General features: G+C 70.5%; 25 protein-coding genes. 12 read left to right on the top strand and 13 right to left on the bottom strand.

Annotation, left to right across the window (positions count from 1 at the left end; translation table 11 throughout):
* Nucleotides 1-17: 17 nt before the first annotated feature.
* The 3 genes from O7621_RS17605 to O7621_RS17595 are packed head-to-tail and all read left to right on the top strand — an operon-like array spanning nt 18 to nt 2,760.
* A complete protein-coding gene (locus O7621_RS17605) occupies nt 18-755 on the top strand; it encodes an ATP-binding cassette domain-containing protein (RefSeq protein ID WP_282230273.1) in 738 nt (245 codons plus the stop codon).
* Nucleotides 752-2,086 (top strand): hypothetical protein, encoded by a 1,335-nt coding sequence (locus O7621_RS17600; protein ID WP_282230272.1) that lies wholly within the window; start codon nt 752-754, stop codon nt 2,084-2,086. The genes O7621_RS17605 and O7621_RS17600 overlap by 4 nt, the downstream gene beginning before the upstream one ends.
* Nucleotides 2,083-2,760: a hypothetical protein gene (locus tag O7621_RS17595; protein ID WP_282230271.1), complete on the top strand. Its 678-nt coding sequence runs from the start codon at nt 2,083-2,085 to the stop codon at nt 2,758-2,760. Before O7621_RS17600 ends, O7621_RS17595 begins: the two co-directional genes overlap by 4 nt.
* Here O7621_RS17595 and O7621_RS17590 read toward each other — a convergent pair.
* From O7621_RS17590 to O7621_RS17540, 11 genes are read right to left on the bottom strand one after another with little or no spacing between them, the layout of a single operon-like run.
* Nucleotides 2,690-3,745 (bottom strand): amidohydrolase family protein, encoded by a 1,056-nt coding sequence (locus O7621_RS17590; RefSeq protein WP_282230270.1) that lies wholly within the window; start codon nt 3,743-3,745, stop codon nt 2,690-2,692. The two genes, O7621_RS17595 and O7621_RS17590, sit on opposite strands and share 71 nt — an antisense overlap.
* Nucleotides 3,715-4,239 (bottom strand): 3-hydroxyanthranilate 3,4-dioxygenase, encoded by a 525-nt coding sequence (locus tag O7621_RS17585; protein WP_282230269.1) that lies wholly within the window; start codon nt 4,237-4,239, stop codon nt 3,715-3,717. Before O7621_RS17585 ends, O7621_RS17590 begins: the two co-directional genes overlap by 31 nt.
* A 5-nt stretch (nt 4,240-4,244) precedes the next feature.
* Nucleotides 4,245-4,676, bottom strand: a complete 432-nt coding sequence (locus O7621_RS17580) for a RidA family protein (RefSeq protein ID WP_282230268.1) — start codon at nt 4,674-4,676, stop codon at nt 4,245-4,247.
* Nucleotides 4,673-5,458: a fumarylacetoacetate hydrolase family protein gene (locus O7621_RS17575; RefSeq protein WP_282230267.1), complete on the bottom strand. Its 786-nt coding sequence runs from the start codon at nt 5,456-5,458 to the stop codon at nt 4,673-4,675. Before O7621_RS17575 ends, O7621_RS17580 begins: the two co-directional genes overlap by 4 nt.
* Nucleotides 5,455-6,468 (bottom strand): 4-hydroxy-2-oxovalerate aldolase, encoded by a 1,014-nt coding sequence (gene dmpG, locus O7621_RS17570; protein WP_282230266.1) that lies wholly within the window; start codon nt 6,466-6,468, stop codon nt 5,455-5,457. The genes O7621_RS17575 and dmpG overlap by 4 nt, the downstream gene beginning before the upstream one ends.
* Complete coding sequence (locus tag O7621_RS17565; RefSeq protein WP_282230265.1) at nt 6,465-7,394, bottom strand: acetaldehyde dehydrogenase (acetylating); 930 nt, start codon at nt 7,392-7,394, stop codon at nt 6,465-6,467. The genes dmpG and O7621_RS17565 overlap by 4 nt, the downstream gene beginning before the upstream one ends.
* Entirely contained in the window at nt 7,391-8,194 is an 804-nt protein-coding gene (locus O7621_RS17560) for a fumarylacetoacetate hydrolase family protein (RefSeq protein ID WP_282230264.1), read from the bottom strand. The genes O7621_RS17565 and O7621_RS17560 overlap by 4 nt, the downstream gene beginning before the upstream one ends.
* Entirely contained in the window at nt 8,191-9,699 is a 1,509-nt protein-coding gene (locus O7621_RS17555; protein WP_282230263.1) for a 2-hydroxymuconic semialdehyde dehydrogenase, read from the bottom strand. The genes O7621_RS17560 and O7621_RS17555 overlap by 4 nt, the downstream gene beginning before the upstream one ends.
* On the bottom strand, nt 9,696-11,081 hold the full coding sequence (locus O7621_RS17550; RefSeq protein ID WP_282230262.1) for an NAD(P)/FAD-dependent oxidoreductase: 1,386 nt from the start codon (nt 11,079-11,081) through the stop codon (nt 9,696-9,698). The genes O7621_RS17555 and O7621_RS17550 overlap by 4 nt, the downstream gene beginning before the upstream one ends.
* Nucleotides 11,074-12,378 carry a kynureninase gene (gene kynU, locus O7621_RS17545; protein WP_282230261.1) on the bottom strand — a complete coding sequence of 435 codons (1,305 nt, stop codon included), beginning with the start codon at nt 12,376-12,378 and terminating at the stop codon, nt 11,074-11,076. The genes O7621_RS17550 and kynU overlap by 8 nt, the downstream gene beginning before the upstream one ends.
* A gap of 11 nt (nt 12,379-12,389) precedes the next feature.
* Nucleotides 12,390-13,283: a tryptophan 2,3-dioxygenase family protein gene (locus tag O7621_RS17540; protein ID WP_282230260.1), complete on the bottom strand. Its 894-nt coding sequence runs from the start codon at nt 13,281-13,283 to the stop codon at nt 12,390-12,392.
* Nucleotides 13,284-13,426: 143 nt separating this feature from the next.
* Between O7621_RS17540 and O7621_RS17535 the strand changes: the two genes are divergently transcribed.
* The 7 genes from O7621_RS17535 (at nt 13,427) to O7621_RS17505 (ending at nt 19,171) form a co-directional block, all read left to right on the top strand.
* On the top strand, nt 13,427-13,864 hold the full coding sequence (locus O7621_RS17535; protein WP_282230259.1) for an Lrp/AsnC family transcriptional regulator: 438 nt from the start codon (nt 13,427-13,429) through the stop codon (nt 13,862-13,864).
* A 48-nt stretch (nt 13,865-13,912) separates the two neighbouring features.
* Complete coding sequence (locus tag O7621_RS17530) at nt 13,913-15,076, top strand: aminotransferase class I/II-fold pyridoxal phosphate-dependent enzyme (RefSeq protein ID WP_282230258.1); 1,164 nt, start codon at nt 13,913-13,915, stop codon at nt 15,074-15,076.
* Between the two features lie 87 nt (nt 15,077-15,163).
* Nucleotides 15,164-15,529 carry a MerR family transcriptional regulator gene (locus O7621_RS17525; RefSeq protein WP_282230257.1) on the top strand — a complete coding sequence of 122 codons (366 nt, stop codon included), beginning with the start codon at nt 15,164-15,166 and terminating at the stop codon, nt 15,527-15,529.
* A gap of 123 nt (nt 15,530-15,652) precedes the next feature.
* Nucleotides 15,653-16,417 (top strand): TIGR03619 family F420-dependent LLM class oxidoreductase, encoded by a 765-nt coding sequence (locus tag O7621_RS17520; protein ID WP_282230256.1) that lies wholly within the window; start codon nt 15,653-15,655, stop codon nt 16,415-16,417.
* A 111-nt stretch (nt 16,418-16,528) separates the two neighbouring features.
* Nucleotides 16,529-17,362 (top strand): SGNH/GDSL hydrolase family protein, encoded by an 834-nt coding sequence (locus O7621_RS17515; protein WP_282230255.1) that lies wholly within the window; start codon nt 16,529-16,531, stop codon nt 17,360-17,362.
* A gap of 210 nt (nt 17,363-17,572) precedes the next feature.
* On the top strand, nt 17,573-18,097 hold the full coding sequence (locus O7621_RS17510) for a hypothetical protein (RefSeq protein ID WP_282230254.1): 525 nt from the start codon (nt 17,573-17,575) through the stop codon (nt 18,095-18,097).
* A gap of 327 nt (nt 18,098-18,424) precedes the next feature.
* Nucleotides 18,425-19,171, top strand: coding sequence for an aspartate/glutamate racemase family protein (locus O7621_RS17505; protein WP_282230253.1), 747 nt, complete (start codon nt 18,425-18,427; stop codon nt 19,169-19,171).
* Nucleotides 19,172-19,218: 47 nt separating this feature from the next.
* On the opposite strand, the gene O7621_RS17500 is transcribed toward O7621_RS17505, so the two are convergent.
* Entirely contained in the window at nt 19,219-19,383 is a 165-nt protein-coding gene (locus O7621_RS17500; RefSeq protein ID WP_282230252.1) for a hypothetical protein, read from the bottom strand.
* Nucleotides 19,384-19,652: 269 nt separating this feature from the next.
* On the opposite strand from O7621_RS17500, the gene O7621_RS17495 reads away from it, so the two are divergent.
* Together O7621_RS17495 and O7621_RS17490 are read left to right on the top strand one after the other, a co-directional pair.
* Nucleotides 19,653-20,183, top strand: a complete 531-nt coding sequence (locus O7621_RS17495) for a helix-turn-helix domain-containing protein (protein ID WP_282230251.1) — start codon at nt 19,653-19,655, stop codon at nt 20,181-20,183.
* A gap of 4 nt (nt 20,184-20,187) precedes the next feature.
* The gene (locus O7621_RS17490; protein ID WP_282230250.1) at nt 20,188-20,775 is read left to right on the top strand and encodes a PIN domain-containing protein; all 588 of its coding nucleotides are present in this window, start codon (nt 20,188-20,190) and stop codon (nt 20,773-20,775) included.
* 300 nt (nt 20,776-21,075) lie between these two features.
* Here the strand turns inward: O7621_RS17490 and O7621_RS17485 are convergent, their stop codons facing one another.
* Entirely contained in the window at nt 21,076-23,676 is a 2,601-nt protein-coding gene (locus tag O7621_RS17485; RefSeq protein WP_282230249.1) for a LamG-like jellyroll fold domain-containing protein, read from the bottom strand.
* Between the last annotated feature and the right edge of the window lie 15 nt (nt 23,677-23,691).

Raw genomic sequence — 23,691 nt, 5'->3', positions numbered from 1 at the left:
CAGTATTCGGGGGCAGCATGCTCGAGGTTGATCAGATCGGGTTCCGGTACGGCTCCAAGCCAGTGCTCAGGGGCGTCAGTGCGACCTTCGAGCCGGGGGCGACCGTGCTCCTCGGCAGAAACGGCGCCGGCAAGACGACCCTGATCCGAATCCTGGCCGGTGCGGCCGCCCCGAGCGGCGGGCAGGTCCGGCTGAACGGCTCAGCTCAGGGCAGCCACAGCCGGGCAACCCGCGCCGTGCTGCGGCGCATCGGGTGGCTCCCGCAGACGTTCGGATTCCCGCCCCGAATGGCCACCGCAGAGTTCGTAGCGTACGCGGCCTGGCTGAAAGAGGTACCCGGCCGACAGCTGACCAGGCAGGTGGCTGACGCGTTGGCGACCACGGGCCTCAGCGACCAGGCACGGAATCCTCTACAGACGCTCTCCGGTGGGCAGCTACGTCGGGCCGGGCTGGCGGCGGCACTCGTCGCCGAGCCTGAGGTTCTCGTCCTCGACGAGCCCACAGCCGGCCTGGATCCCGAACAGCGGGACGCGTTCCACGGCCTGGTCCGACGCATTCGATCGGAGCGGGTGGTGGTGATCGCTACTCACCTACTGGAGGACGTGGAGGCGCTGGCTGACCGGGTCGTCGTCATCGACCGGGGTAGCGTCCAGTGGACGGGCACCATCGACGATCTGGCCGGACTGTCGCAGCAGCAGGGCCTGTCGGCGCTCCGCGAAGGGTTCCAGATCGTACTCGACCGGGCCGTGTCGTGATCGTCTCCCGCCGTCTCGCAGCGGGACGGATCGCCCTATTCCTCGGCGTCGCGGGGATCACCATCATCCAGGGCATCGCCTCGGTGGCGTCGAAGTCGCAACGGTGGTCCGGCCATTGGGCGAACAGCAGCGTCGTGATCGGCTGGGCAGGAGTGTGGGGCGCGTGCATCGCTGCCGGAGCCACCGCCCTGATCCTCGCTGCGCCCCGCGGCCGAGGGTACGACGACCTGCAGCGCGCGTCGTCCCGCTCCCAGGCTCGGGTCCACCTCGCCGGCCTGGTCACGGTGGCGGCCGGGAGTTTGGCCGGCTACACCGTGGTGACTGGATACGTTGCTGCAGCGACCGCGACGAGCGCGACGCACGGTGGACTCGACATCATCGAACTGCTCCCGACTGCCGCGTCGGTGCCGCTGGCGGTGGGAATCGGCGCCCTCTTCGGGCGGCTGGCTCCGCCGAGGATCGCTCCGGTCGTGGCGGCCGTCGCCCCGTACCTGATCTACATGGCTGTGGTGTACGCCGAGGCGTACAGCGGCCAGATCGCGTACATGGATCTTTTGTGGACAGATCAGGTGGATCGCACCTACCTCAGGCTTCCGGCTGAGCTTCTGGTGTCCCGTGCGGTGCTCTGGATGATGCTCGGTGTCGCTCTGCTCGGCTTGTCGCTCCACGCGTTACGCCTCGCCTACGCCAGCGCCGTCGTAGCCAGCTTGTCCGCCGCCGTGGCGCTACTCTCCCTCGGTACGCGGATCGAAGTGCCGGCGGCGTACGCCGCCGCCTGCTCGGGTGAACAGCCACGGGTCTGCGTCGACCGGGCACACGACCACATTCTGCCCGAGTATCAACGGGAAATCGTCACATCCGTACAGCCGGTGCAAGGTCTGGACCTGTCCACCATGGTCGTCGTGATGGACGAACACCTCGCCGCCCCGGGGGCGGACCTTCCCGGGTCCGGTCCCGACGCGCGGCGGGTCATCGTGCCCATCGTGAAGCGCAACACCGCGCCCGAGCACGAGATCGACTCTGCGACGCTCACCGCCAACGTCGGGTTCGCACTTTTCCTTGCGCCCTGCATGGCGAGGCCGACGGCAGCCGACGACGTCGGGCTGACCACCGCCGCTGCGCTCTACCACTGGTGGCTCACCAGCCACGGTCTGCCGACCGACGGCACGAACTTTCCCGGCGAGCCGAGCCTCGACTCGATCCTGATCGAGAACGAGGAGGCGGCACGTACCGCCGGCAGCTTCGACCGGTTGGTCGAGGAGGAACGACAGGAATGGTTCAGCGAGTCGACCGAGCCGGTTCTGACCTGCACGGCCGTTCCGGCCCGGTGAGCCGTCCGCACCGAACCTCAGCTGCGTTCGCTCTCCGCGCGTTTGCGACGGCGCGGGGCGTTACCGTCCGCGGGCTCGTCGGCTACCTGCTGATCTGGCTGTTCATCGCAGCCGCATCACGGTTCACGGTCTCGGCCACCGGCCTGCAGTTCGCCCCGCCGGGCAGCGCGGCGTTGGACACGGTCGCCGTGATTCTCCTGCTCCTGCCAGCCGGTGTTCTCGCCGGCACGTTGACCTCCCGGACACCGCACCTGGAGGCGACCCGGTCCCGCAGCAGTCAGCCCGCACACGCGATCTGGGTAATCGGCATCACCGCTGTCGGTCTGCTGAGCCCATGGCTCGCCTCCCCGTTGGTCCATCCGTCCATCGACATGGTCGCCTTCTTCACGACCTGGTGCACCGTGCTGGGCCTCTGGTGGGCCGTCGCCCGTATCGGGCCGACGGTTCTCGCCCTGAGCTGTACGTTCATCGTGCTCGCCGGATTCAGCACACCGGGACTCGTACCCTGGCATCTCAACATCGTCTACAACGTGGAGATCGGCGGCAGCGCCGCGCTCGTGGCCACAACCGCTCTCGGCTCAGGCACGATCCTGCAGGCACTACTCAGCCCGCCCCCGAGTCGAGGAAGCGGTGGGCGTTGCCGCCGCGCAGGGCGGCCCGCTGGTCGGCGGTGAGGAAGTCCGCCTTGTCGATCACCGCGCCGACCGGCCGCTCCCCCAATGGGTACGGGTAGTCGCTGCCCAGCAGCACCCGGTCGGCACCCATCGTGTCGACCAGCAGCCGCAGCGCCGCCGGGTCGAACACCACCGAGTCGACGTAGAACCGGTCCAGGTAGTGGCTCGGCGGGCGCGCCGAGCGGCCACGTACCACGTCACCGCGCCGGTGCCAGGCGTTGTCGGCGCGGCCCAGCCAGAACGGGAAGCTGCCGCCGCCGTGGGCGAAGCAGATCCGCAGCGTACGGGGCAGCTGGTCGAAGCCGCCGCCGAGGATCAGCGCCAGGATCGACAGGTGGGTCTCGGCGGGCATGCCGGACAGCCAGCGGGCCATCCAGCGGTCCAGCCGTGGCCCGTCCGGCATGTCCCACGGGTGGACGAACACCGGCGCGCCGACGTCGGCGCAGTGTCGCAGGAAGGCGACGATGCCGGCGTCGTCGAGGTCACGGTCGCCGACGTGGTTGCCGATCTCCACCCCGGCGTGGCCGGCGGCCAGGCAGCGGTCCAGCTCGGCGCAGGCGGCGTCCGGGTCCTGCAACGGCACCTGGCAGAACGGGATCAGCCGACCGCCACCGGCGGCGGTGACCTCCAGGGTCAGGTCGTTGAAGATCCGGGCCACCTTGACCGCCTGGTCGGCCGGCCGGTCGTAGGCGAAGAACACCGGCGTCGGGGAGACGACCTGCACGTCGACCCCGTCGACGTCCATGTCGGACATCCGGGTGGCCGGATCCCAGGTCTGCGGGCCGACCGGCCGGAACTCCGTCTGACCCACCATGATCATGGCGGCGCGTTCGGAGTCGACCCGCAGCCACGGCCAGCCGGTCCCGCCACAGGCGGCGGCGAGATCCGGCCAGCCCTTGGGCACCAGGTGGGTGTGGACGTCGATGGTCTGCCCGGCGTCGGTCACGGTGAGGCTCAGCCCTTGCCCGGGTGCAGCGCGCCGCACTTGTCGCAGGTACGCGCGGACTCGTCACCGTAGAAGGCGGTGAAGACCGGCGGCAGGTCGGCGACGATGTCGCGCACCTGCAACTCCACCTCGTGCACCAGGTTGCCGCAGTCGAGGCAGTACCACTGGAACTTCTCCAGGGTGCCCTCCTCGCGGACCCGTTCGATGACGACCCCGATCGAGCCGGCCTCCGGGCGTTGCGGCGAGTGCGGTACGAATCCGGGCAGCACCCACATCTGGCCTTCGCGGATGTGCACGGTCTGCGGCCCGTCGTCGGTCATCAGGTTGACGTGCATGTTGCCTTTGACCTGGTAGAAGAATTCCTCGTACGGGTCGACGTGGAAGTCGGTGCGCTGGTTGGGGCCGCCGACGACCTGCACGATGAAATCGTTGCCGGTGGGGAACATCTGCTTGTTGTTGACCGGTGGCTTGAGCAGGTGCTCGTTCTCGCTGATCCAGTTGGGAAAGTTGACCGGTTCGGCGATGTCGCTCACGGGTGTCACTCCTTCCGGGTGGGGGCGTCGGCCGGTGCCACGGCGACGGCCTGGATCTCGATGAGCAGGTGTGGGTGGGGTAGTTGGTGGACGGCGACGGTGGTGCGGGTCGGTCCGGTGTGGTCGAAGTTTTCGGCCCAGACCTGGTTGTAGCCGCCGAAGTCGTTCATGTTGACCAGGTAGGTGGTGACGGAGACCAGGTCGGTGAGGCCGGCGCCGGCGGCGGCGAGCAGGTCGGCGATGTTGGCGATGACGGCGCGGGTCTGTTCCTGGATGTCGAGTTGGGTGGTGCCGTATTCGTCGACGGTGGCGCCGGCGATGGTGTTGTCGGGGCGGCGGCTGGACGTTCCGGAGACGAAGATGAATCCGCCAGCTGTTTTGACGTGTGGAAATTTGCCGCGTGGGGTGGCTTTGCCGGTGACCAGGTGCGCGGTCATGATCGGTCACCTCCTGCGTTGGTGGTGAAGGCGGCGGTGCCGAGCCCTTGGACGGTGGCCCGCACGTGCGCGCCGGGGGCCAGCGGCACCGCGGCGGTGGCCGCGCCGGCCAGGAAGATCCAGCCGGCCCGCAAAGCCGGGCCGTGCCGGTCGGCGAGGGCGACGCCGGCGGCGAGGGCCCGGCGGGGGTCGCCGAGGATCGCGGCGGTGGATCCGGTCTGCACCGTGCGTCCGTCGATGTCGAGGAGTACGCCGAGGTTGTCGACGCCGTCCGGGACCGGCTGCCACGCCCCGACGGTGAACAGGGCGGCGGAGGTGTTGTCGGCGATCACGTCGGGCAGCGAGAAGGTGAAGTTGGCGTACCGGGAGTCGATGACCTCCAGGGCGGGAGCGACGGCCCGCACCGCGTCGGTGAACGGCATCCCCAGTGTCGGCGGCCTGTCGAGGAGGAAGGCGATCTCCGGTTCGACGCGCGGGTGGATCAGTCCGGCGATGTCGACGCCGCCGCCGTCGGGTACGGCCGTGGCGTCGGTGAGCTGGCCGAGGATCGGGGAGTCGACGCCGACCTGCGCCATCTTCGCCCGGCTGGTCAGCCCCATCTTCGCGCCGACGAGGCGTTCGCCCCGGTCGGTACGGCGGGCGATCAGCGCCCGCTGCACCCGGTACGCGGCGTCGACGTCCACCCCGTGGGCGGCGGCGAGCTGCCCGATCGGGGTGCCGGTGACCGCCGCCTCGTCGAGCCGGGCAGCGAGGTCGGCGGGGTCGATGCTGGTGGCGGTCATGGGCGCTCTCCGTTGACGAGGTCGAGGGCGACGTCGGTGATCATGTCTTCCTGGCCGCCGACCATCCTGCGGCGGCCGAGTTCGACCAGGATGGACCGCACGTCCAGGTTGTAGCGGTCGGCGGCGCGTTCGGCGTGGCGCAGGAAGCTGGAGTAGACGCCGGCGTAGCCGAGCGACAGGGTTTCCCGGTCGACCCGCACCGGCCGGTCCTGCAGCGGCCGGACCAGGTCCTCGGCGGCGTCCATCAGCGCGAAGGTGTCGCAGCCGTGTTTCCAGCCGTGCAGGTCGGCGACGGCGGTGAACACTTCGAGCGGGGCGTTGCCGGCCCCGGCGCCCATCCCGGCGAGGGAGGCGTCGACCCGGGTGGTGCCGTGCTGCACGGCGACGACGCTGTTGGCCACGCCGAGGGACAGGTTGTGGTGGGCGTGGATGCCGATCTGGGTGGCCGGGTCGAGGACCTGCCGGTAGGCGTCGACCCGGGCGGCGACATCCGTCATCAGCAGCCGGCCACCGGAGTCGGTGACGTAGACGCAGTGCGCCCCGTACGACTCCATCAGCTTGGCCTGGGCCGCGAGTCCTTCCGGGGTGTTCATGTGCGCCATCATCAGGAACCCGGCGACGTCCATGCCGTTGTCGCGGGCCCAGCCGATGTGCTGGGCGGCGATGTCGGCCTCGGTGCAGTGGGTGGCGATCCGGACGCTGGTGACGCCGAGGTCGCGGGCGGCCCGCAGGTCGTCGATGGTGCCGATGCCGGGCAGCAGCAGCGTTGTCAGTCGGGCGTTGCTGATCGACCCGGCGGCGGTGGCGATCCAGTCGGCGTCCGACGCCGCCCCGTGGCCGTAGGTGACGCTCGATCCGGCCAGGCCGTCGCCGTGGGCGACCTCGATCGCGTCGACGCCGGCCGCGTCGAGCGCGGCGGCGATCGCCCGGACCTCCTCGACGGTGTAGCGGTGCCTGATGGCGTGCATGCCGTCGCGCAACGTGACGTCCTGGACGTACAGCCGGGTCATGACCGTGCCCCCTCTCGGACAGTGACCAGGCGTTCGGCGGTGCGCAGCGCCGCCGAGGTCATGATGTCGAGGTTGCCGGCGTACGCGGGCAGGTAGTGCCCGGCACCGGAGACCTCCAGGAACACCGACACCTGGGTGCCGGTGAAATGGCTGCCCAGCGCCGGCACGTACGTGTCGACCGGGTCGAACTGCACCCGCTGCTTGAGCCGGTAGCCGGGCACGTACTCGGCGACCGACGCGACCATGGCCGCCACCGAGTCGGCGACCGCGCCGGTATCGGTGTCGGCCGGGATCAGGCAGTAGACGGTGTCGCGCATCAGCAGCGGCGGGTCCGCCGGGTTCAGCACGATGATCGCTTTGCCGCTGCCGGCGCCGCCGACGACCTCCAGGGCGCGGGCGGTGGTCCGGGTGAACTCGTCGATGTTCGCCCGGGTGCCCGGACCGGCCGAACGGGACGCGATCGAGGCGACGATCTCCGCGTACGCGACCGGCGCCACCCGCGTGACGGCGGCGACGACCGGCACCGTCGCCTGCCCACCGCAGGTCACCATGTTGACGTTCGACTCGGTCAGGTGCGTGTCCAGGTTGACCGGGGGCACCACGTACGGGCCGATCGCGGCCGGGGTCAGGTCGACCACGGTCCGCCCGTGGGCCTGCAGGACCTCGTTGTTGCGCCGGTGCGCACCGGCCGACGTGGCGTCGAAGACGAGTCGCACGTCGGCGAACTCGGGCATCGCCACCAGGCCGTCGACCCCATCACTCGTGGTCGCCACGCCGAGGCGGCGGGCGCGGGCCAGCCCGTCCGATCCGGGGTCGATGCCGACCATCGCCACCATGTCCAGCGACCCGGACAGCCGCAGCACTTTGATCATCAGGTCGGTGCCGATGTTGCCCGACCCGATCACCGCCACCCCGACACCCGTCACGACCCCTCCCCTGACTTGGCGCTGAATCTGGTCCGCACACTGCCGAGCCCGGCGATCCGCGCCTCGTACGCCGCCCCCGGGGTGACCGGCACCATCGGGCCGAGCGCACCCGAGAGCACTATCTCGCCGGCCCGCAACGGATCCCCCGCCGCTGCGAGCGTCGTGGCCAGCCAGGCGACGGCGTGCACCGGGTTACCGAGGCAGGCGGCCCCGGCACCGACCGACACCGGTTCACCGGCCGATTCCAGGACCATGCCGCACCCGCGCAGGTCCACCGAGGCGGCCGGCACCGGCCGGTCACCGAGGACGAACAACCCCGACGAGGCGTTGTCCGCCACCGTGTCCACGATCGAGATGTCCCAGCCGGTGATCCGGGAGTCGACGATCTCGACCGCCGGCAGCAGGAAGTCGGTGGCCCGCAGCACATCCACCACCGTCGCCGGCCCGTCCGGCAGATCGGCGCCGAGCACGAACGCCACCTCCGCCTCCACCCTGGGCTGGATCAGCCCGGCCAGGTCGACCTCGTCACCATCCGCCACCGCTATGTCGGCGAAGAGCACCCCGAAGTCGGGCTGGTAGACGCCGAACGCGGCCTGCACCGCCGGCGACGTCAACCCGATCTTCGCGCCGACCCGACGCCGCCCGGCCCTTGTCCAACCGGCCACCAACTCCCGCTGCACCGCGTACGCGGCGGCGACGTCGCCGGCGGGCAGCAGCCGGTCCCGCAGCGGCGCACACGGCACCCCGGTGTCGTACGCCCCGGCCAACGCCGCGACAGCCGCCCCAATGTCCACAGTCATGTCAAGTCCACGCAGACGTTTGTCAACTCGGAGTAGAAGTCCAGCGAGTGCACGCCGCCCTCCCGGCCCACCCCCGAAGCCTTCACCCCGCCGAACGGGGTCCGCAGGTCCCGCAGGAACCAGGTGTTGACCCAGACGATGCCGGCGTCCAGTCGGGCGCCGGCCCGGTGCGCCCGCCCCACGTCACGGGTCCACACGGTCGCCGCGAGGCCGTAGTCGGAGTCGTTGGCCAGCGCGAACGCCTCCTCCTCGGTGTCGAACGGGGCGATGTGGCAGATCGGGCCGAACACCTCCTCCCGCACCAGCCGCGCCGACGAGTCGAGCCCGGTCAACACCGTCGGCTGCACGTACGCGCCGCCATCGCGGACGTCACCGAAGGTCGGCACGCCGCCACCAGCGCGCACCTCGGCGCCCTCGACACGGGCCAGGTCGTAGTAGCCGAGCACCTTCTCCCGGTGGCCGTGCGAGATCAGCGGCATCGTCGCAATCGACTCGTCGGCGGGCCAACCCCACCGGGCGTCGCGGGCGGCAGCCGACAGCCGGTCCACGAACTCGTCGAACACCGGCCGCTGCACATACAACCGCTCCGTACACAGACACACCTGACCGCCGTTGGTGAACGACGACCGCACCGAACCGGCGACGGCGGCGTCCAGATCCGCGTCGGCGAACACCAGACCCGCGTTCTTACCACCCAGCTCGAACGACACCGCCTTCACCCCGTCGGCCGCCGCCCGCATGATCGCCGACCCCGTCGCCGACTCACCCGTGAACGTGATCGCGTCCACCCCCGGATGCCGGGTCAGCCACTCCCCCGCCGCGCCCGGCCCGAACCCGTGCACCACATTGAACACCCCGTCCGGCACACCCGCCGCCGCCATCACCTCGGCGAGCAGCGTCGCCGACGCCGGGGTCTCCTCACTCGGCTTGACGACGACGGCGTTGCCGCAGGCCAGCGCCGGGGCGACCTTCCAGGTGAGCAGCAGCAGCGGCAGGTTCCACGGCACGATGACCGCGACGACGCCGACGGGTTTGCGTACGGCGTAGTTCAGCGCCCGGCCACCGGTCGGGGTGACCGTGGTGAACGACTCGGTCGGCGCGGTCGCGGCGATCTCCGCGAACGCCCGGAAGTTCGCCGCCCCGCGCGGAATGTCCAGGGTACGGGCCTGGCTGACCGGTTTGCCGGTGTCGGCGACCTCGGCGGCGACCAGGTCGTCGAAGCGGCGGTCCAGTTCGTCGGCGACCGCCCGCAGCACCACCGCCCGGTCCCGCTCGCCCATGCCGCCCCAGGGTCCGCGCAGCGCCGACCGGGCCGCCGCGACCGCCGCGTCGACCGTCGAGGATTCGGCCTCGGCGACCTCGAAGACCGTCTCGCCGGTCACCGGCGACACCTTCGCAAACCGCTTCCCCGCGTCGACGAACCGGCCGTCGACGAAGTTGCGCAGCAGGCCGGGGCCGTCGGCGGCCGGCCGACCGGCGTACAGGTCGGGGTGCCACAGCGTCATGAGCGCCCCCTCGGGGCAGAACTGTGTCCCTGTCGGACAGCACCGTGTCCCTTACCGACGGACCGGGTGACGGCGGCGCCGAGTGCCCCTACCAACAGCGCCGCCGTCCCGGCCACCGTCGCCGCCAGCAGCTGGTGCTGGCGGCGGACCCGACGCCTGACCTCGGCGTACGGGATGGTGGTGAAGGAGACCATTTCGTAGCGGGACACGTAGCGCCCCGGCAGTGCCCGTTCCAGGGCGTGTTCGACCTTGCGGAAGGTCTGGAACGTCGGGGAGGCGACCTTGTCGCGCATCTCGACGAAGTTCGCCAGGGCCATCTGGGCGATTGCTTCGGCGTTGTCCTGGCGGCGGGACTGGTACAGCGGCAGCGCCGCCGCCCAGTCGCCGCCGGTGTCGTCGAGGCAGCGGTCCAGCTCGACGACGTCCTCGAAGGCGCAGTTGGCGCCCTGGCCGTAGAACGGCACGACCGCGTGGGCGGCGTCGCCGAGCAGCGCCACCCGGCCGCCGACCTGCCACGGGTCGCAGCGCACCGTGCCGAGCAGACCGACCGGGTTGTGCTGGTAGTCGTCGACCAGGTCCGGTGCCAATGGCGGCACGTCCGGGTAGTGGGTACGGAAGTGCCGCTCGATCGCGGCCGGGCTGCTCAACGAGGCGAAACTAGACGTGCCGCCGGTCGGCCAGAACAGGGTGCAGGTGAACGACCGGTCCGGGTTCGGCAGGGCGATCATCATCGACGTGCCGCGCGGCCAGATGTGCAACGCGCCCGGATCGAGGGCGTAGTCGCCGCCAACGGCCGGGATGGTCAGCTCCTTGTAGCCGTAGTCGAGGAAGTCGAGGCTCTCGTCGACCAGACCGTGGGCGAGCAGTTGGCCGCGTACCGCCGAACCGGCGCCGTCGGCGCCGAGCACGACCTGCGCGTGCGCGCGGACCGTGCCCTGCGGGGTGTCGAAGGTCGCCTCGCCGGTGTCCGGGTCGAGACCGACGAGCCGGTGGTCGAAGACGACGGTGACGCCGGGCGCGGCCTCGGCGGCGTCGAGCAGCGCGTTGTTGAGCGCGCCCCGGCTGATCGAGTTGATCGCCCGCTGCCCGTCGGCGCTGTAGGGCTGGAAGTCGAGGTCGCCGTCGACGGGGTGGATCATCCGGCCGGGCATCGGCAGCGCGTCGGCGAGCACCTGGTCGGCCAGGCCGATGCGGCGCAGCGCGTCCAGGCCGCGTTCGGACAGTGCCAGGTTGATCGACCGGCCGCGTTCGGCGGTGCCGCGTCGCGGGTCGGGCCGCCGCTCGTAGAGGGTGACCGGCAGGCCACGGCGGGCCAGGAAGCAGGCGAGCAGGCTGCCGGCCAGGCCGGCGCCGACCACCGCGACGGGTGCAGGTTCAGACATCGTCGCCGCCTTCCGTCGGGAGGGTCGCGGCGAGCGCCCGGGCGGCCCGCCAGCAGTCGTGGTACGTGGAGTACAACGGCACCGGGGCGAGCCGGACGATGTCCGGTTCGCGGGCGTCGGCGATCACCCCGTGTTCGTGGCGCAGCCGGGCGGTCAGCGCGTGCGCCCCGCCGCCGGTGGCACCCGACCCGCCACCGATGCGCAGCGACAGTTGGCAGCCGCGTCGGGCCGGATCCCGTGGGGTGACGACGCGGACCGGCCGGCCCGCCACGAACTCGTCGAGCAGTTGCTCGAGGTAGCCGGTGAGCCGTTCGCTGCGTTCGCGCAGCGCCGGCATGCCGACCTTGTCGAAGATCTGCAACGAGGTACGGACCGGGCCCATCGCGAAGATCGGCGGGTTGGAGATCTGCCAGGCGTCGGCGCTGGCCGGTGGCCGCGACACCGGGGTCATCTCGAAGCGGGTCGCCGGCTCGGTGCTCCACCAGCCTTCGAAGCGGGCCAGCGTCGGATCGCCGTGGTGACGTTCGTGCACGTACGCCCCGGCTAGGGCGCCCGGACCGGAGTTGAGGTACTTGTAGGAGCACCAGGCGGCGAAGTCGACGCCCCAGTCGTGCAGCCGCAGCGGCACGTTGCCGGCGGCGTGCGCCAGGTCCCAGCCGACGATCGCGCCGGCGGCCCGGCCCGCCTCGGTGATCGTCGGGATGTCCAGCAGCTCACCGGTCAGGTAGTTGACCCCGCCGAGCAGCACCAACGCCACCCGGTCGCCCTCGGTGCGCAGGTAGTCGACGACGTCTTCGGTGCGCAGCGTGTCCTCGCCGGGGCGGGGTTGCAGTCGGACCACCGTACGGTCGGGGTCGAGGCCGTGGAAGGCGGCCTGGCTGCGCACCGCGTAGCTGTCCGACGGGAACGCCGAGTCCTCGATGACGATCCGGGTGCGGTCGCCGGCCGGCCGGTAGAACGACACCATCAGCAGGTGCAGGTTGACCGTCAGCGAGTTCATCACCACGGCCTCGCTGGGCAGTGCGCCGACCAGTCGCGCGGCGGTGTCGGTGAGCAGTTCGTGGTACGGCAGCCACGGCCGGCCGGCTTCCAGGTGGCCTTCGACGCCGAGCCGGGCCCAGTCGTCGAGGTCGTCGAGCAGCTCGGCGCGGGTGGCCTTCGGTTGCAGGCCGAGGGAGTTGCCGGCGAAGTAGGCGACGTCGGGGTGGTCGCCGCCGGTGGCCGGCGGGATGTGGAACAGGTCGCGGTGCCCGGGGTCGGCGGCGTCGCGGCGACGGGCGTCGTCCTCATTGAACATGCGGCAGCCTCTCACATGCTGGTCCGGGCGGACCAGATCTCGGGGAACACCACCCGGTTCATGCTGCGCTGCAGCCAGGCCAGCCCGGCGGAGCCGCCGCTGCCGACCTTGGCGCCCATGGTGCGCTGCACCGCCTTGAGGTGTTTGTACCGCCAGTCACCGAACTGTTCGGCGACCTCGGTCAGCGCCTCGCCGAGCTGCCGCAGGTGGTTGTCCGGGCCGTTGACCCGGTAGACCTCGACCCAGGCGGCCTCCACCGACGGGTGCGGTTCGTGTTCGGTGGCGACGTCGCGGCCCAGCAGGTCGGCCGGGATGTCCTGGCCGGCGCGGGCGAGCAGGGCGATCACGTCGTCCCACAGGCTCGGCGCGTGCAGGGCCTGCTCCAGCTCGGCGTACACCTCGGGTTGGCGGCGGAACGGGCGGATCAGCGACGGGGTCCGGATGCCGAGGGTGAACTCCAGTTGCCGGTACATCGCCGACTGGAAACCGGAGCCCTCACCGAGCAGGTTGCGGAACCGGTTGAAGTCGGCCGGGGTCATCCAGCGCAGCGTCTGCCAGGAGGCGTTGAGCCCTTCCAGGTGCAGGGCGGCGCGGCGCAGCGGGGCCAGCGCCTCCCACACCCGGTCGGCGCGGATCAGCCGTTGGGCGTCGCGCAACTCGTGGCGGGTCAGCCCGAAGTACAGCTCCATGATCTGGCTGACCATCAGGAACGACATCTCGCCGGGGTCGTCACTGAGGGTGCGCTGCAGGCTGTGCAGGGTGCTTGCGTGCACGTAGGCGTCGTACGGCACCCGGTCGCCGAACTCCAGGGTCGGCTCGCCGGCGTTGGCGGCGGCGCGGGCGTCGCGTTCGGCGGCGTCCACCGGCCGGACGGCCGGCGGGCTGGCCACGTCGGTGCTGTTCACATCGGCTGCCCTCCCTTGGCTGTGTCGCCCATGATTGCCGACTTGCGGTCCGCGGCTGAATACCGGATCAACGGCGGTACGCCGCCGCGACCTGCAGGTCCGTGGCTAGATTTGGGTGGTCGGTTAACGAAGGGAAAGTGTCCGTGGACGAGATGGATTGGGCGCTGCTGCGTGAGTTGCAGGCCGATGCCCGACTTTCCTTCAGCGAGCTGTCCCGCCGGGTGCACCTGTCGCCGCCGGCGGTCGCCGAGCGGGTCCGCCGGCTGGAGGAGTCCGGGGTGATCGACGGCTACCACGCACACGTCGACCTGACCCGGGCCGGCTGGACGGTGATCGCGCTGATCCGGATGTCCTGCTACGGGTCGCACTGCATCCTGCGGGACCCGCAGGTGCCGACCTGGCCGGAGATCCTGGAGATCCACCGGATCACCGGGGACGCCTGCTCGATGCTGAAGGTGGCGGCAGCGTCGATGGACGCCTTCGAGGACGTCATCGACCGGCTCGCCCCGTACGGCCAGCCGTCCAGCACGATGGTGCTCTCCACCCCGCTGGGCTGGCGTCCGGTCACCGCCGCCGACTGACCTTAAGCTCCCCGAGGTGACCACCTCGAAGAAAAGTTGGGAGTCCTCGTGACGATTGTTCGGCCCTACGGCGACGGGGTGTGGGTGCCGCTGGACCGGGCCCGGCAGCGGACCAGCATCAAATGGCGGCTCTACCCGGCTGACGTGCTGCCGGTGTGGGTGGCGGAGATGGACGTCGACCCGGCCGGGCCGGTCGTCGAGGCGATCGACGCGGCGGTGCGTGCCGGCGATCTCGGGTACGCCACCGGTGCCGGTTACGCCGAGGCGGTCGCCGGGTTCGCGGCCGAACGGTGGGGGTGGGACGGTCTGGACCCGGCGCGGACCGCGACCGTGCCGGACGTGATGCTCGGCGCGGTCGAGATGCTAAAGCTGGTGACCGGCCCGGGCGACACGGTGGTGGTCAACCCGCCGGTGTACCCGCCGTTCTACGGGTTCCTGCGCAACCTGGACCGGCCGGTGCGGGAGGCCCCGCTCGGGTCAGACGGCCGGCTGGACCTCGACGCGCTGGCCGAGGCGTTCACCGCCGCCCGGGCGGGTGACCGCCGGGCGGTGTACCTGCTGTGCAGTCCGCACAACCCGACCGGGACGGTGCACACCGCCGACGAGCTGGCCGCCGTCGCGGAGCTGGCCGGCCGGCACGGCGTACGGGTGGTGGTCGATGAGATCCACGCCCCGATGACCGCGTCGGGTGTGACGTTCGTGCCGTACCTGTCGGTGCCCGGCGCCGACGACGGCCTGACACTGATCTCCGGCTCCAAGGGCTGGAACCTGGCCGGGTTGAAGGCCGCCCTCGCGGTCGCCGGACCGGCCGCCGCAGCCGACCTGGCCCGGCTGCCGGAGGAGGTCGGCCACGGGGTCAACCATCTCGGGGTGATCGCGCACACGGCGGCGTTCCGCGACGGCGGCGACTGGCTGGACACCGTACGGTCGGCGGTCGACGCGAACCGGCTGCTGCTGGCCGATCTGCTCGCGGACCGGTTGCCACAGATCGGGTACGCACCCGGTGAGGCGACCTTCCTGGCCTGGTTGGACTGCCGGGCGTTGGGGCTCGGCGACGACCCGGCGGCGGTGTTCCTCGACCGGGGGCGGGTGGCGCTGAGCGCCGGGCTGGACTTCGGCGCGGGCGGGGCCGGGCACGCCCGGTTCAACCTGGCCGCCGCGCCGGAGACGATCACCGAGGCGGTACGCCGGATGGCTGCCGCCCTCGGCTGACCGTCGCCGGGTCCACCGGCTCGTTGCCCTGACACCGACGTCAAGGTTTAGCGTCACGGTGGGTCCGAGGCTGGCCGGGGAGGTCACATGTTGATCGGTGAGCTGGCGCGGCAGGCCGGGACGAGCGCTCGGACGCTGCGCTACTACGAGGCGCAGGGGCTGGTCCGGCCCCGGCGATGCGCCAACGGCTACCGCGACTACGACGATACGGAGCTGCGGGTGGTCGGCGAGATCCGGTCGTTGCTCGCCGTCGGTTTCGATCTGGAGGACATCCGCCCGTTCGTGACCTGCCTGCGGGCCGGGAATCCGTCCGGCGACGTCTGCCCCGACTCGATCTCGGTGCTGCGGCGCAAGCTGGCCGAGGTCGATGCCGGACTGGCGCGGTTGGTAGGTGTCCGGGAACAGCTACGGTGCCAGCTCGACCGGGCGCGGGCAGATCGGCGGCGGCGGTGAGGTTCGCGGTCAGTTACAGCACCCCGCTGCAGGGCACCGACCCGGACCGGCTCATCGGGTACGCCCAGCACGCCGAGGCATGCGGGTTCGAAGGGTTGTACGTGCCGGAACACGTGGTGCTGTATGTATCCAGTTGCGACGGTCGGGGCGGTCGAGATGCCGCCGTCGCTGCCGTACGCGGACCCGTTGGACCTGCTGGCCTTCGTGGCGGCGGCAACCGACCGGCTGCTGCTCGGCACCGGGGTGCTGCTGCTGCCGTACCACCATCCGGTGGTGCTCGCCAAGCGGCTGGCGACGATCGACGTTCTGTCGAAAGGCCGGATGCGGCTGCTGACCGTCGGACTGGGCGGCCTGCCCGGTGAGGCGACGGCGGTGGGGGTCGACTTCCGTTCCCGTGGCCGACGTGCCGACGAGGCGATCGACGTGCTCCGGCTGCTGTGGGGCGGTGACGCCGACGGCGTGTCGTTCCATGGCGAGTTCTTCGACTTCGAGCGGGTGTGCAGCTTTCCGAAGCTGCACGGTGCCACCGCGTTGCCGATTCACGTGGGTGGTTCGAGCCGGGCGGCGGCCCGGCGGGTCGGGCTACGTGGCGACGGCTACTTTCCCGGTGGGAGGTTGACCCCGGACGAGCGGGCGGCACAGTGGGAGCTGACCCGGTCCGTCGCGGCGGAGGCCGGCCGTGACCCTGACGCGCTGGAGTACACCCGGTGGGGGTCGACTGAGCTTTCGGCGCAACGGGTCGAGGCGTACGCGGCGCAGGGGGTGACCCGCATCGTGGTCGGCAGCGGCGCCGACACCCTGGCGGAGCAGCGGGACGACCTGTCCGGTTTCGCCGACCGGTTCGGTCTACGACCGACGAAGGGTGATCAGCGGCTCAGTCGACAGTAGCGTTTCCGACGCTTCGATTGATTACCGGCTATCAGCAGCGCATGCTCACTTCGACTTTGGATATGATGGCCGCCCGGCCGGAGCGTCTCCACCATCGAAGGTGGCGCCACCATGCTGAGCCGTGCCCGAAAGCTCCGTCCCGCCCTCGCGTTGCCCGTCGCGGCGACGCTGCTGATCACCATCGCCGCCGCAAGCGCCGCCGGCACGACCGACGCCACGTCCGCCGCCGACGACCGGCAGTACGTCGCGTTGGCCGACTCGTACTCGTCCGGGGTGGGCGCTTCACCGTACACCGACGGGGACTGCGACCAGAGCGCCCACTCGTACGCCGCCCAGTACGCCCGGAACAACCCGCGTCTGTCGTTCGGCTTCTCGGCGTGCAGCGGCGCCACCACCGACGACGTGATCGCGCACCAGCTCGGCTTCCTCGGGCCGGACACGAAGCTGGTGACCGTCACCGTCGGCGGCGACAATCTCGGCTTCACCTCCACCTTGGAGACCTGCATCACGGCGCTGCACGACAGCACCTGCGAGGACGCGGTAGCCAAGGCCCGCGAATACATCAAGACGACGTTGCCGGGCAAACTGAAGCAGGTGTACGGCGACATTCTCGCCGCCGCCCCGAACGCCAACCTGGTGGTCCTCGGCTACCCGCAGCTGTTCGCCCCGTCGTTCTGCTTCGAAGCGCCGCTGGACGCGAACCGACGGGGGTGGATCAACCACGCGGCGGTGCAGCTCAACGAGGCCATCGGGAACACGGCGAAGACGTACGGCGCGTACGCCCCGGTCGACGCCTTGTTCGACAGGCACCGGGTCTGCGACGACGACCCGTGGCTCAACGGCATCACCGCCGTCGACGACGCGTTCCACCCGAACCTCGCCGGCTACACCGACGGCTACCTGAAGGCGCTCACCGGTGCCCACCCCGCAGCCGCCACCTACTGACCCGGACCGACCCGCCTCGCGGTTGTGCGTGCCGGCATGGCGGACAGGCGACCCCGCCGGGCGGTGCCTCCAGTCGGCGTCCAATCGCGATCCAGCGATAGTTGGGAAGCGGGCCAAACCCGCGATCTGCGGGAAAACGTATGTCCCGACCAACCTTTCAACCACAGTGGATGACGGGTCGGGGCTGCCGTCGGCCAGAAGGGGAGATTGATGAGACGCGTCCTGCTCCGCCGAACCGTCGCCGCTGTCGCCGCGGTCGTGGTCACCCTGCCGCTGGGTGCGCGACCCGTCCAGGCGTTCGGCTTCACCGCAATCATCGGTGCCGCGAAGGCCGCTTACGAGCTGTACAAGGAGTACAAGGAAGGTCAGTCGCTGGATGACGCGACAGACAAGATCATAAATACCATCAACAGCGCCAAGACCGACATCCTGGCCCAGGTCGACCGGCTGGCGACCGCGCAGGCGAAGTCCTGCGCGCGCAGCGCGATCATCGACTTCAACGACATCAAGAACTTCAACCAGACGACCCTGCAGGCGTACGCGCGGGACACCACCGCCTGCGTGACGCTCATCGACAGCCTGCTCGAAGTCGTCACCGACAAGGCCTCCGCCGACCTGCTCGACCGCCATCAAGGGGCTCACTGGCGTCCCGCAGAACGGCGCGGTCTACACCTGGGAGACCAGGTGCACCGCCTACGACGGCAAGACCGCCAGCACCAGCAGACGCATCGCTAACCCGCCGACGACCAACCCAATCGACGTCCCCGGCACCACCAACCTGGTGATGCGCCACACCAGCCACGCCCAGGCAACCGCCGTCCTGCCGGTCCTGCGGGCCACCCCCGCCTGACCTGAGCCGTCCGGTCCGGGTGACCGACCGTCGCGCCCCGGCCACCGCTGCTGTCGCGACGGCGCACGGCCGGCGCGGAAACGCCCGCCCACACCGGCCACACCACCGCCGCGTGATGGCCGTTTTCGCAGCTCAGCACCGGTCCCGGCCTGGTAGCGAGGCGGCCGGCGCTGGTAGCGTGGCGCGACGACGCCGAGGGGGAGAGTCAGGCCATGCCACGCATCCTCGTGATCAACCCGCTCGGTATCGACGTGCACAACGAACACGACCGGCAGGCGGCACGGCAGGCGGTCGGCCCGGACACCGAGATCGTGGTCCGCAACCTGCGCGAGGTGCCGCCGAGCGCGTACATCGCCGCCGACGACCTGCTGTTCAGCCCGCTGCTCGGAGCGGTGCGCGCCGGTGCCAACGACGGTTTCGACGCGATCGCCGTGGCCTGCGCCTCCGACCCGGCGGTACGCGAGGCGAAAGCGCTGGTGCCCGTACCGGTGACCGGGCCGTTCGAGGCGGCTACCCGGATCGCCGCCGCGTACGGCAGGTTCTCGGTCCTCTACCCCGGCGTCGCCTCCGGCCCCAACGAGCAACTGCCGCAGGACGCCAACTGGGTGCGCCGGCTGGCCCGCGAGTACGGCTGCCTCGACCTGCTCGCCGGCGCGGCACCGGTGCCGGTGCGACGCCCGCAACGCGAGGTCACACCGGGGCTGACCGGCGAGGCCGCGCTCGCCGAGGCGGCGGCGGTCGGCACCGAGGTACGGCAGCGGATGGCCGAGGCAATCGGCACGTACGGACCCGAGCTCGCCCGCCGCGCGTACCTCGACCAGGAGGCCCAGGCCGTCTTCGTGGCCTGCACCTTCTGGTCCGGGCAGCTCGACCCGCTACGCGCCGCCGCACCAATCCCGGTCATCGACCCGATCCACGCCCTGGCCCGCTACGCCGACCTGCTCGCCCGCACCCGCTGACGTCAGCCCGCCTGCGACCCGAGCAGGGACCGACCCGCAACTCCCACTCATACGTTCGGCCTGCCCGGACTTCGTCGGCCGTCCGCAGCGGGCGGCGGCGGGATGGTGGTGAGTTCGCCGCATTTGGGGCACCAGCGGCTCTTGACGCGGAACGAGAACAGCCCGGCGAGATAGCCGAGCGGTGCGGCGCTGGTGAGTGCACAGATGTGCATGGCGTACCTCCTGATTGGAAAACACCCGCTCGGCGTCGACCCACCCGCCACCCCGACACACTGGCCCCGCCCGCCCGCCGTACCGCCCGAGGGAGACTCAGCCACACCGCGGCACGGGACCGAGGCTCACGGTGTGGGGCGTACCGTCGCCTCCCGCGTCCCCTTCCCGAGTCGGGAGATGACAGCTACGCAAGCCCTCAGACAACCTTGCATCTTCCGTAGACGAAACAAACGAAGGTAGTTACGATGCTTTCGAGGAGGCAGGGATCATGGTGGCATCTGCACTGAAGGAAGAGACGTACCTACCCCAGCGCAACGAGCAGCTCGCTCAGGTCCATGATTTCCTGCGGGCTCACGAACAGGCAGGCAGAGGGTCAGCGCTGCCGCGATACTTTCTCGTCGGAGCCACGCCGGGCGATCGGGTGGAACTGCCCGCCGAGATCTACGCAGCGCTTCGACAGGTAGTCGACGCCTTGCGGCAAGGCTTCGCGGTGACTGTTGCCCCCCAGACTTTGACCTTGACCACCCAACAGGCGGCCGATCTGCTCGGCATCAGCCGCCCCACGGTGATCAAGCTGCTCGACGAGGGCCAGATTCCGTTCGAACGGGTGGGCACCCACCGCCGTGTCCGACTACCCCACCTGCTCGCCTACCGCGAACGCCGCCGAGCTGAGCAGTACGCCGCCCTCGAAGCCACTGCGGTAAGCATCGACGACGAAGAAGACCTCGACAGCGTAATCACTCGACTACGGACAGCACGCCGGGCGGTCGCACGGCGACGGACCAGACCATCAGAATAGGACGATGTTCGCCGCTCTTCTGGACACTTGCGTGCTGTGGCCGAGCCTACAAAGGGACTTCCTCCTGTCCCTAGCGATCGAGGGCCTGTACCGACCGGTGTGGAACACCGTCATCCTCGATGAGCTGGCGTACGAGGAGCGAGCCAAGCTGATCAACCGGGGCGCGGATGCCAGCACGGCGACCAGACGGGCCAATCGTCTCGTCGCACAGATGCGGCGACACTTCGACGATGCCGAAGTCAACGGATGGGAAGGTCTGGACGGCACGTACGGGCTCCCTGATCCCGACGACGAACATCTGGTCGCCGCCGCCGCCGTTAGCGGCGCCGGTGCGATCGTCACCCACAATCTGCGGGACCTACCGGCCGGCAAGATGCCGTACGGCCTGCAGGTTCTGCCCCCGACGGAGTTTGCGGCGAACACCGTCGCGCTCGGCCCCGCCCGAGCCTGGGCTGCTCTCGCCACGATCGCGGGCCGCTCCGGTAGAACTGGTCAGCCCCGTACCGAGGCGCAGATCTTGGACTTGCTCGAATCCCGCTACGGCATGAAGGAAGCGGTAGATCTGATGCTCGACGCGTCAGCCGACGGATAGCTGGCCGATACGAGCCGTGGAGCCGGTATCTCCATCGATCTCCCGCACCGGTTCCGATAAAGGCATAACCAGTCTGGGAGAAAGAACAGTGATGCCCACACCGTAGAGGTACCTTGATACGCGGGGCCGAACCAGAACCGACGCCTTCGGTGCGAACACGTGGAGAGCTGGCAGACCCGGGGCTTGACAAAGGACGGTCGACCAACAACCGGTGGACTCAAGCGACGCTTGGATCCAAGATTCACCCGTCTGCCACCAGTGGCTGCGACCACCGCGCTGGTCCTGGCCCGGCCACGACAGTCAAAAACCCGGCAAAAAGGCCACCGTACGGTCGTCGACGAGCACCGGCGTGCTGGACGAGTACTCCAGGCCGCCGGCGCCGGCGGCGTTCTCGACGCCGATGGTGGCACCGGCGCCGCGCTCACCCGGGCTGGCCGGATCGATCCCGGTGTAGTTGACCTGGATGACGCCCAGCTCACCGAGCACCACCTGGAACGTCATCCGCTCGTCGGGGTCGGCGGCGCGGCGTACGTCCCGCCATTCGACGACGAACTCGCGGAACGGCGCGAAGCCCCGCGTCGCCGTCACCACGCTGGCCTGCCCGTCAACGATCAGGTCGTCCCAGAACGCGGCGACCATCGCATCGGGTCCGCCGACGGTGGGGATGCCGGCCGGTGTCGGGTGCGAGCCGCCGGGGTCGGTGAAGGTCAGGATCCCGTTGGTGTCCACCCAGGCCGAGTCGTAGGTCTGGCCGAAGAAGGTGACCGGGAACGGCAGTGCGGTCTCGGTGACCTCGTCGTCACCGGTGAGGGCGAGCGCCGTGCCGGACACCGGCGTGAACGGCTGGGTCAGTTCCTGGCAGAGGCTGCCGTCCGGGCTGGCCACCGGGGACAGGAACAGCACGACGTCGGCGGTATCGGGGACGGTGATCTCCGTGCTGGCGACGGCTCCACAGTCACCACTGCCGGAGCTCGCGGTCACGGAGTACTGCCCCGGGTCGACGTCCGCGAAGCTGAAACCGCCGTCGGCGCCGGTGGAGGTCTGCCGACCGCCCGGCTCGAGGGTGACCGTTACGCCGGCACCGACCGGCATGAAGTCTGTCCCGTACACGGTGCCGGTGACCGTCACGGGTGCGGGCAGCACCTGCAGGGTCACGCTCGTGAGCGGGCTGGTGAGGCCTTCGGCGGTCCGGCTGCCGACGAATACCGGCACGTCACCGAGTGCCGTCGGAGTGACGGACACGGTGACCGAGCCTCCGGGTACGTCCGGCACGGCATTCTGGTTCAGAATGGCCGAGCCGACGCTGTAGCGGAACTGGGTCACGTTGGTGTCACCGCCAGCGTCGAAGGTCATCGCAACGGAGGTGCCCAGATCGACACTGGCGCCGTCGGGCAGACTGACCTGGGGCGCGAACGGGCGGGCCTGCTCGCCGATCTCCGATGTGGAAAGCGCTCGCTGGTAGACGCGGACGTCGTCGAGCTGGCCGAAGAACTGGTCGGTGGCCGCGCCGGCCCGGAGCGCCTGCCCGATGGTCACCGGCCCGGTAGCGGCGACGCTGCCGGCGAGAGTGGCGGTCGCGTTCTGCCGAACGCCGTTGACGTGCAGCTGCATCGCGCCGGAGGGCTTGTGGTAGGTCGCCGCGAGGTGGGTCCACCGGCCGGGGACGGCGGCGGTGTCAGAGTCCACACTGATCAGCGTGGCGGCGGCGGAGTCGCCGTCGGCCATCGTGAAGCGCCACCGGTCGGCGGTCGCGTCGTAGCCGATGGAGGCGACCGAGGTGGTGCTGCCGTCGACCGTGACGACGGTCTGTGCGGTACCGGCCGCATCGAGTCTGGCCCACGCCGACAAGGTGAAGGTCAGGTCGGTACGCAGGGTGAGCGCGGCTGCGGTCGTCGGGTGCGGCCAGGTGACTGGTCCAGTGGTGGAGGCGTGGTCGCCGGCTGCGGTCAGTGACAGGGCGGGACTGCTCCGTCCTGGCTCGGTGGTGGCTCCGACGACGGTGAGGGGGTTGCCGTTGCCGGTGTCGTCATCGCCGACGGCACCACCGTCGTCGAAGCCCCAGCGCGCGGCCGGCGCGTTGCCGCTGGCGACCCGGAACTCATACTCCACCACGGTGGAAACCAGCCCTGCCTGGTCCTTCGACCAGACCCGCAAGGTGTTGAAGCCGTCTCTGCTCGGCTGAAGCTCGAGCGTGGCAGAGCCGTCGGCGGCGGCCGGCACCACCGGCGCGGAGCCGGGGCCGATGCCGCTGTCGAGGGTGTAGGCGTAGCCGACGATGCCGGTGGCGTCGGCCGGCGGGCTGATCGTGAAGACTCCCGGGATACCGATCCCGCCGACCGGCGGCTGGTTGGGTGTCATCGGCGGATAGTCGGCCGAGGTGACCGCCGACGGTGGCTGTGGTGCGACGACATCCACGGTGAACCGGCACGGCTTCGACCAGCCCCCGGTCGACGTGCCGTCGCTGGTGCGCGCGCGGAGCAGGTAGGACGCGCCGTGCTCCAACGCGGCTGCCGTCGGCACCGTAGCGGAGGCGAAGGACGGGTTGCCGGTGCTCTGCTGCACCTGCTGCATGGTGTGCGAGGGCTGACCGACCCGCCGCCAGGAGAACGTGGTGGTGAGCGACTGCTGACCGGCGTCCGCGTCGCTGGCGCGGGCGGTGAACGTCGGTGTCGTCGTGACGGTCCAGACTCTGCCGGCGCCCGGCTCGCAGGCGCGGCCGTGCACGGTGAGCTGGGTCGGGCGGTCTGGTGCCTGGTTGGCGGCCGCAGCCGCTGGTGCGGCCGGCACCAGGGTGACCACCAGCAGGGTCGCCACGCCAGCAGCGAGGCGAGGCGGCCAACCCGACAGTCCCTTGAGTACCCGGTCTGCGTCGAACGTCAACTGGCGCCTGCCGTACGGCACGTCCACCCCCGTGAT

It is taken from the genome of Solwaraspora sp. WMMD937 (genome assembly GCF_029581175.1).
In the GTDB taxonomy this organism is placed as follows: Bacteria; Actinomycetota; Actinomycetes; order Mycobacteriales; family Micromonosporaceae; genus Micromonospora_E.
This window is presented reverse-complemented; position numbering and strand designations above follow the sequence as displayed.

Excerpts from the sequence above, each read along its gene's own strand:
- O7621_RS17605 (WP_282230273.1), top strand. The coding sequence starts at position 18 with ATGCTCGAGGTTGATCAGATCGGGTTCCGGTACGGCTCCAAGCCAGTG.
- O7621_RS17580 (WP_282230268.1), bottom strand. The coding sequence starts at position 4,676 with ATGACCGCGCACCTGGTCACCGGCAAAGCCACCCCACGCGGCAAATTT.
- O7621_RS17575 (WP_282230267.1), bottom strand. The coding sequence starts at position 5,458 with ATGACCGCCACCAGCATCGACCCCGCCGACCTCGCTGCCCGGCTCGAC.
- dmpG (WP_282230266.1), bottom strand. The coding sequence starts at position 6,468 with ATGACCCGGCTGTACGTCCAGGACGTCACGTTGCGCGACGGCATGCAC.
- O7621_RS17560 (WP_282230264.1), bottom strand. The coding sequence starts at position 8,194 with ATGACTGTGGACATTGGGGCGGCTGTCGCGGCGTTGGCCGGGGCGTAC.
- O7621_RS17555 (WP_282230263.1), bottom strand. The coding sequence starts at position 9,699 with ATGACGCTGTGGCACCCCGACCTGTACGCCGGTCGGCCGGCCGCCGAC.
- O7621_RS17550 (WP_282230262.1), bottom strand. The coding sequence starts at position 11,081 with ATGTCTGAACCTGCACCCGTCGCGGTGGTCGGCGCCGGCCTGGCCGGC.
- kynU (WP_282230261.1), bottom strand. The coding sequence starts at position 12,378 with ATGTTCAATGAGGACGACGCCCGTCGCCGCGACGCCGCCGACCCCGGG.
- O7621_RS17525 (WP_282230257.1), top strand. The coding sequence starts at position 15,164 with ATGTTGATCGGTGAGCTGGCGCGGCAGGCCGGGACGAGCGCTCGGACG.
- O7621_RS17520 (WP_282230256.1), top strand. The coding sequence starts at position 15,653 with ATGTATCCAGTTGCGACGGTCGGGGCGGTCGAGATGCCGCCGTCGCTG.
- O7621_RS17515 (WP_282230255.1), top strand. The coding sequence starts at position 16,529 with ATGCTGAGCCGTGCCCGAAAGCTCCGTCCCGCCCTCGCGTTGCCCGTC.
- O7621_RS17510 (WP_282230254.1), top strand. The coding sequence starts at position 17,573 with ATGAGACGCGTCCTGCTCCGCCGAACCGTCGCCGCTGTCGCCGCGGTC.
- O7621_RS17505 (WP_282230253.1), top strand. The coding sequence starts at position 18,425 with ATGCCACGCATCCTCGTGATCAACCCGCTCGGTATCGACGTGCACAAC.
- O7621_RS17500 (WP_282230252.1), bottom strand. The coding sequence starts at position 19,383 with ATGCACATCTGTGCACTCACCAGCGCCGCACCGCTCGGCTATCTCGCC.
- O7621_RS17495 (WP_282230251.1), top strand. The coding sequence starts at position 19,653 with ATGGTGGCATCTGCACTGAAGGAAGAGACGTACCTACCCCAGCGCAAC.
- O7621_RS17490 (WP_282230250.1), top strand. The coding sequence starts at position 20,188 with ATGTTCGCCGCTCTTCTGGACACTTGCGTGCTGTGGCCGAGCCTACAA.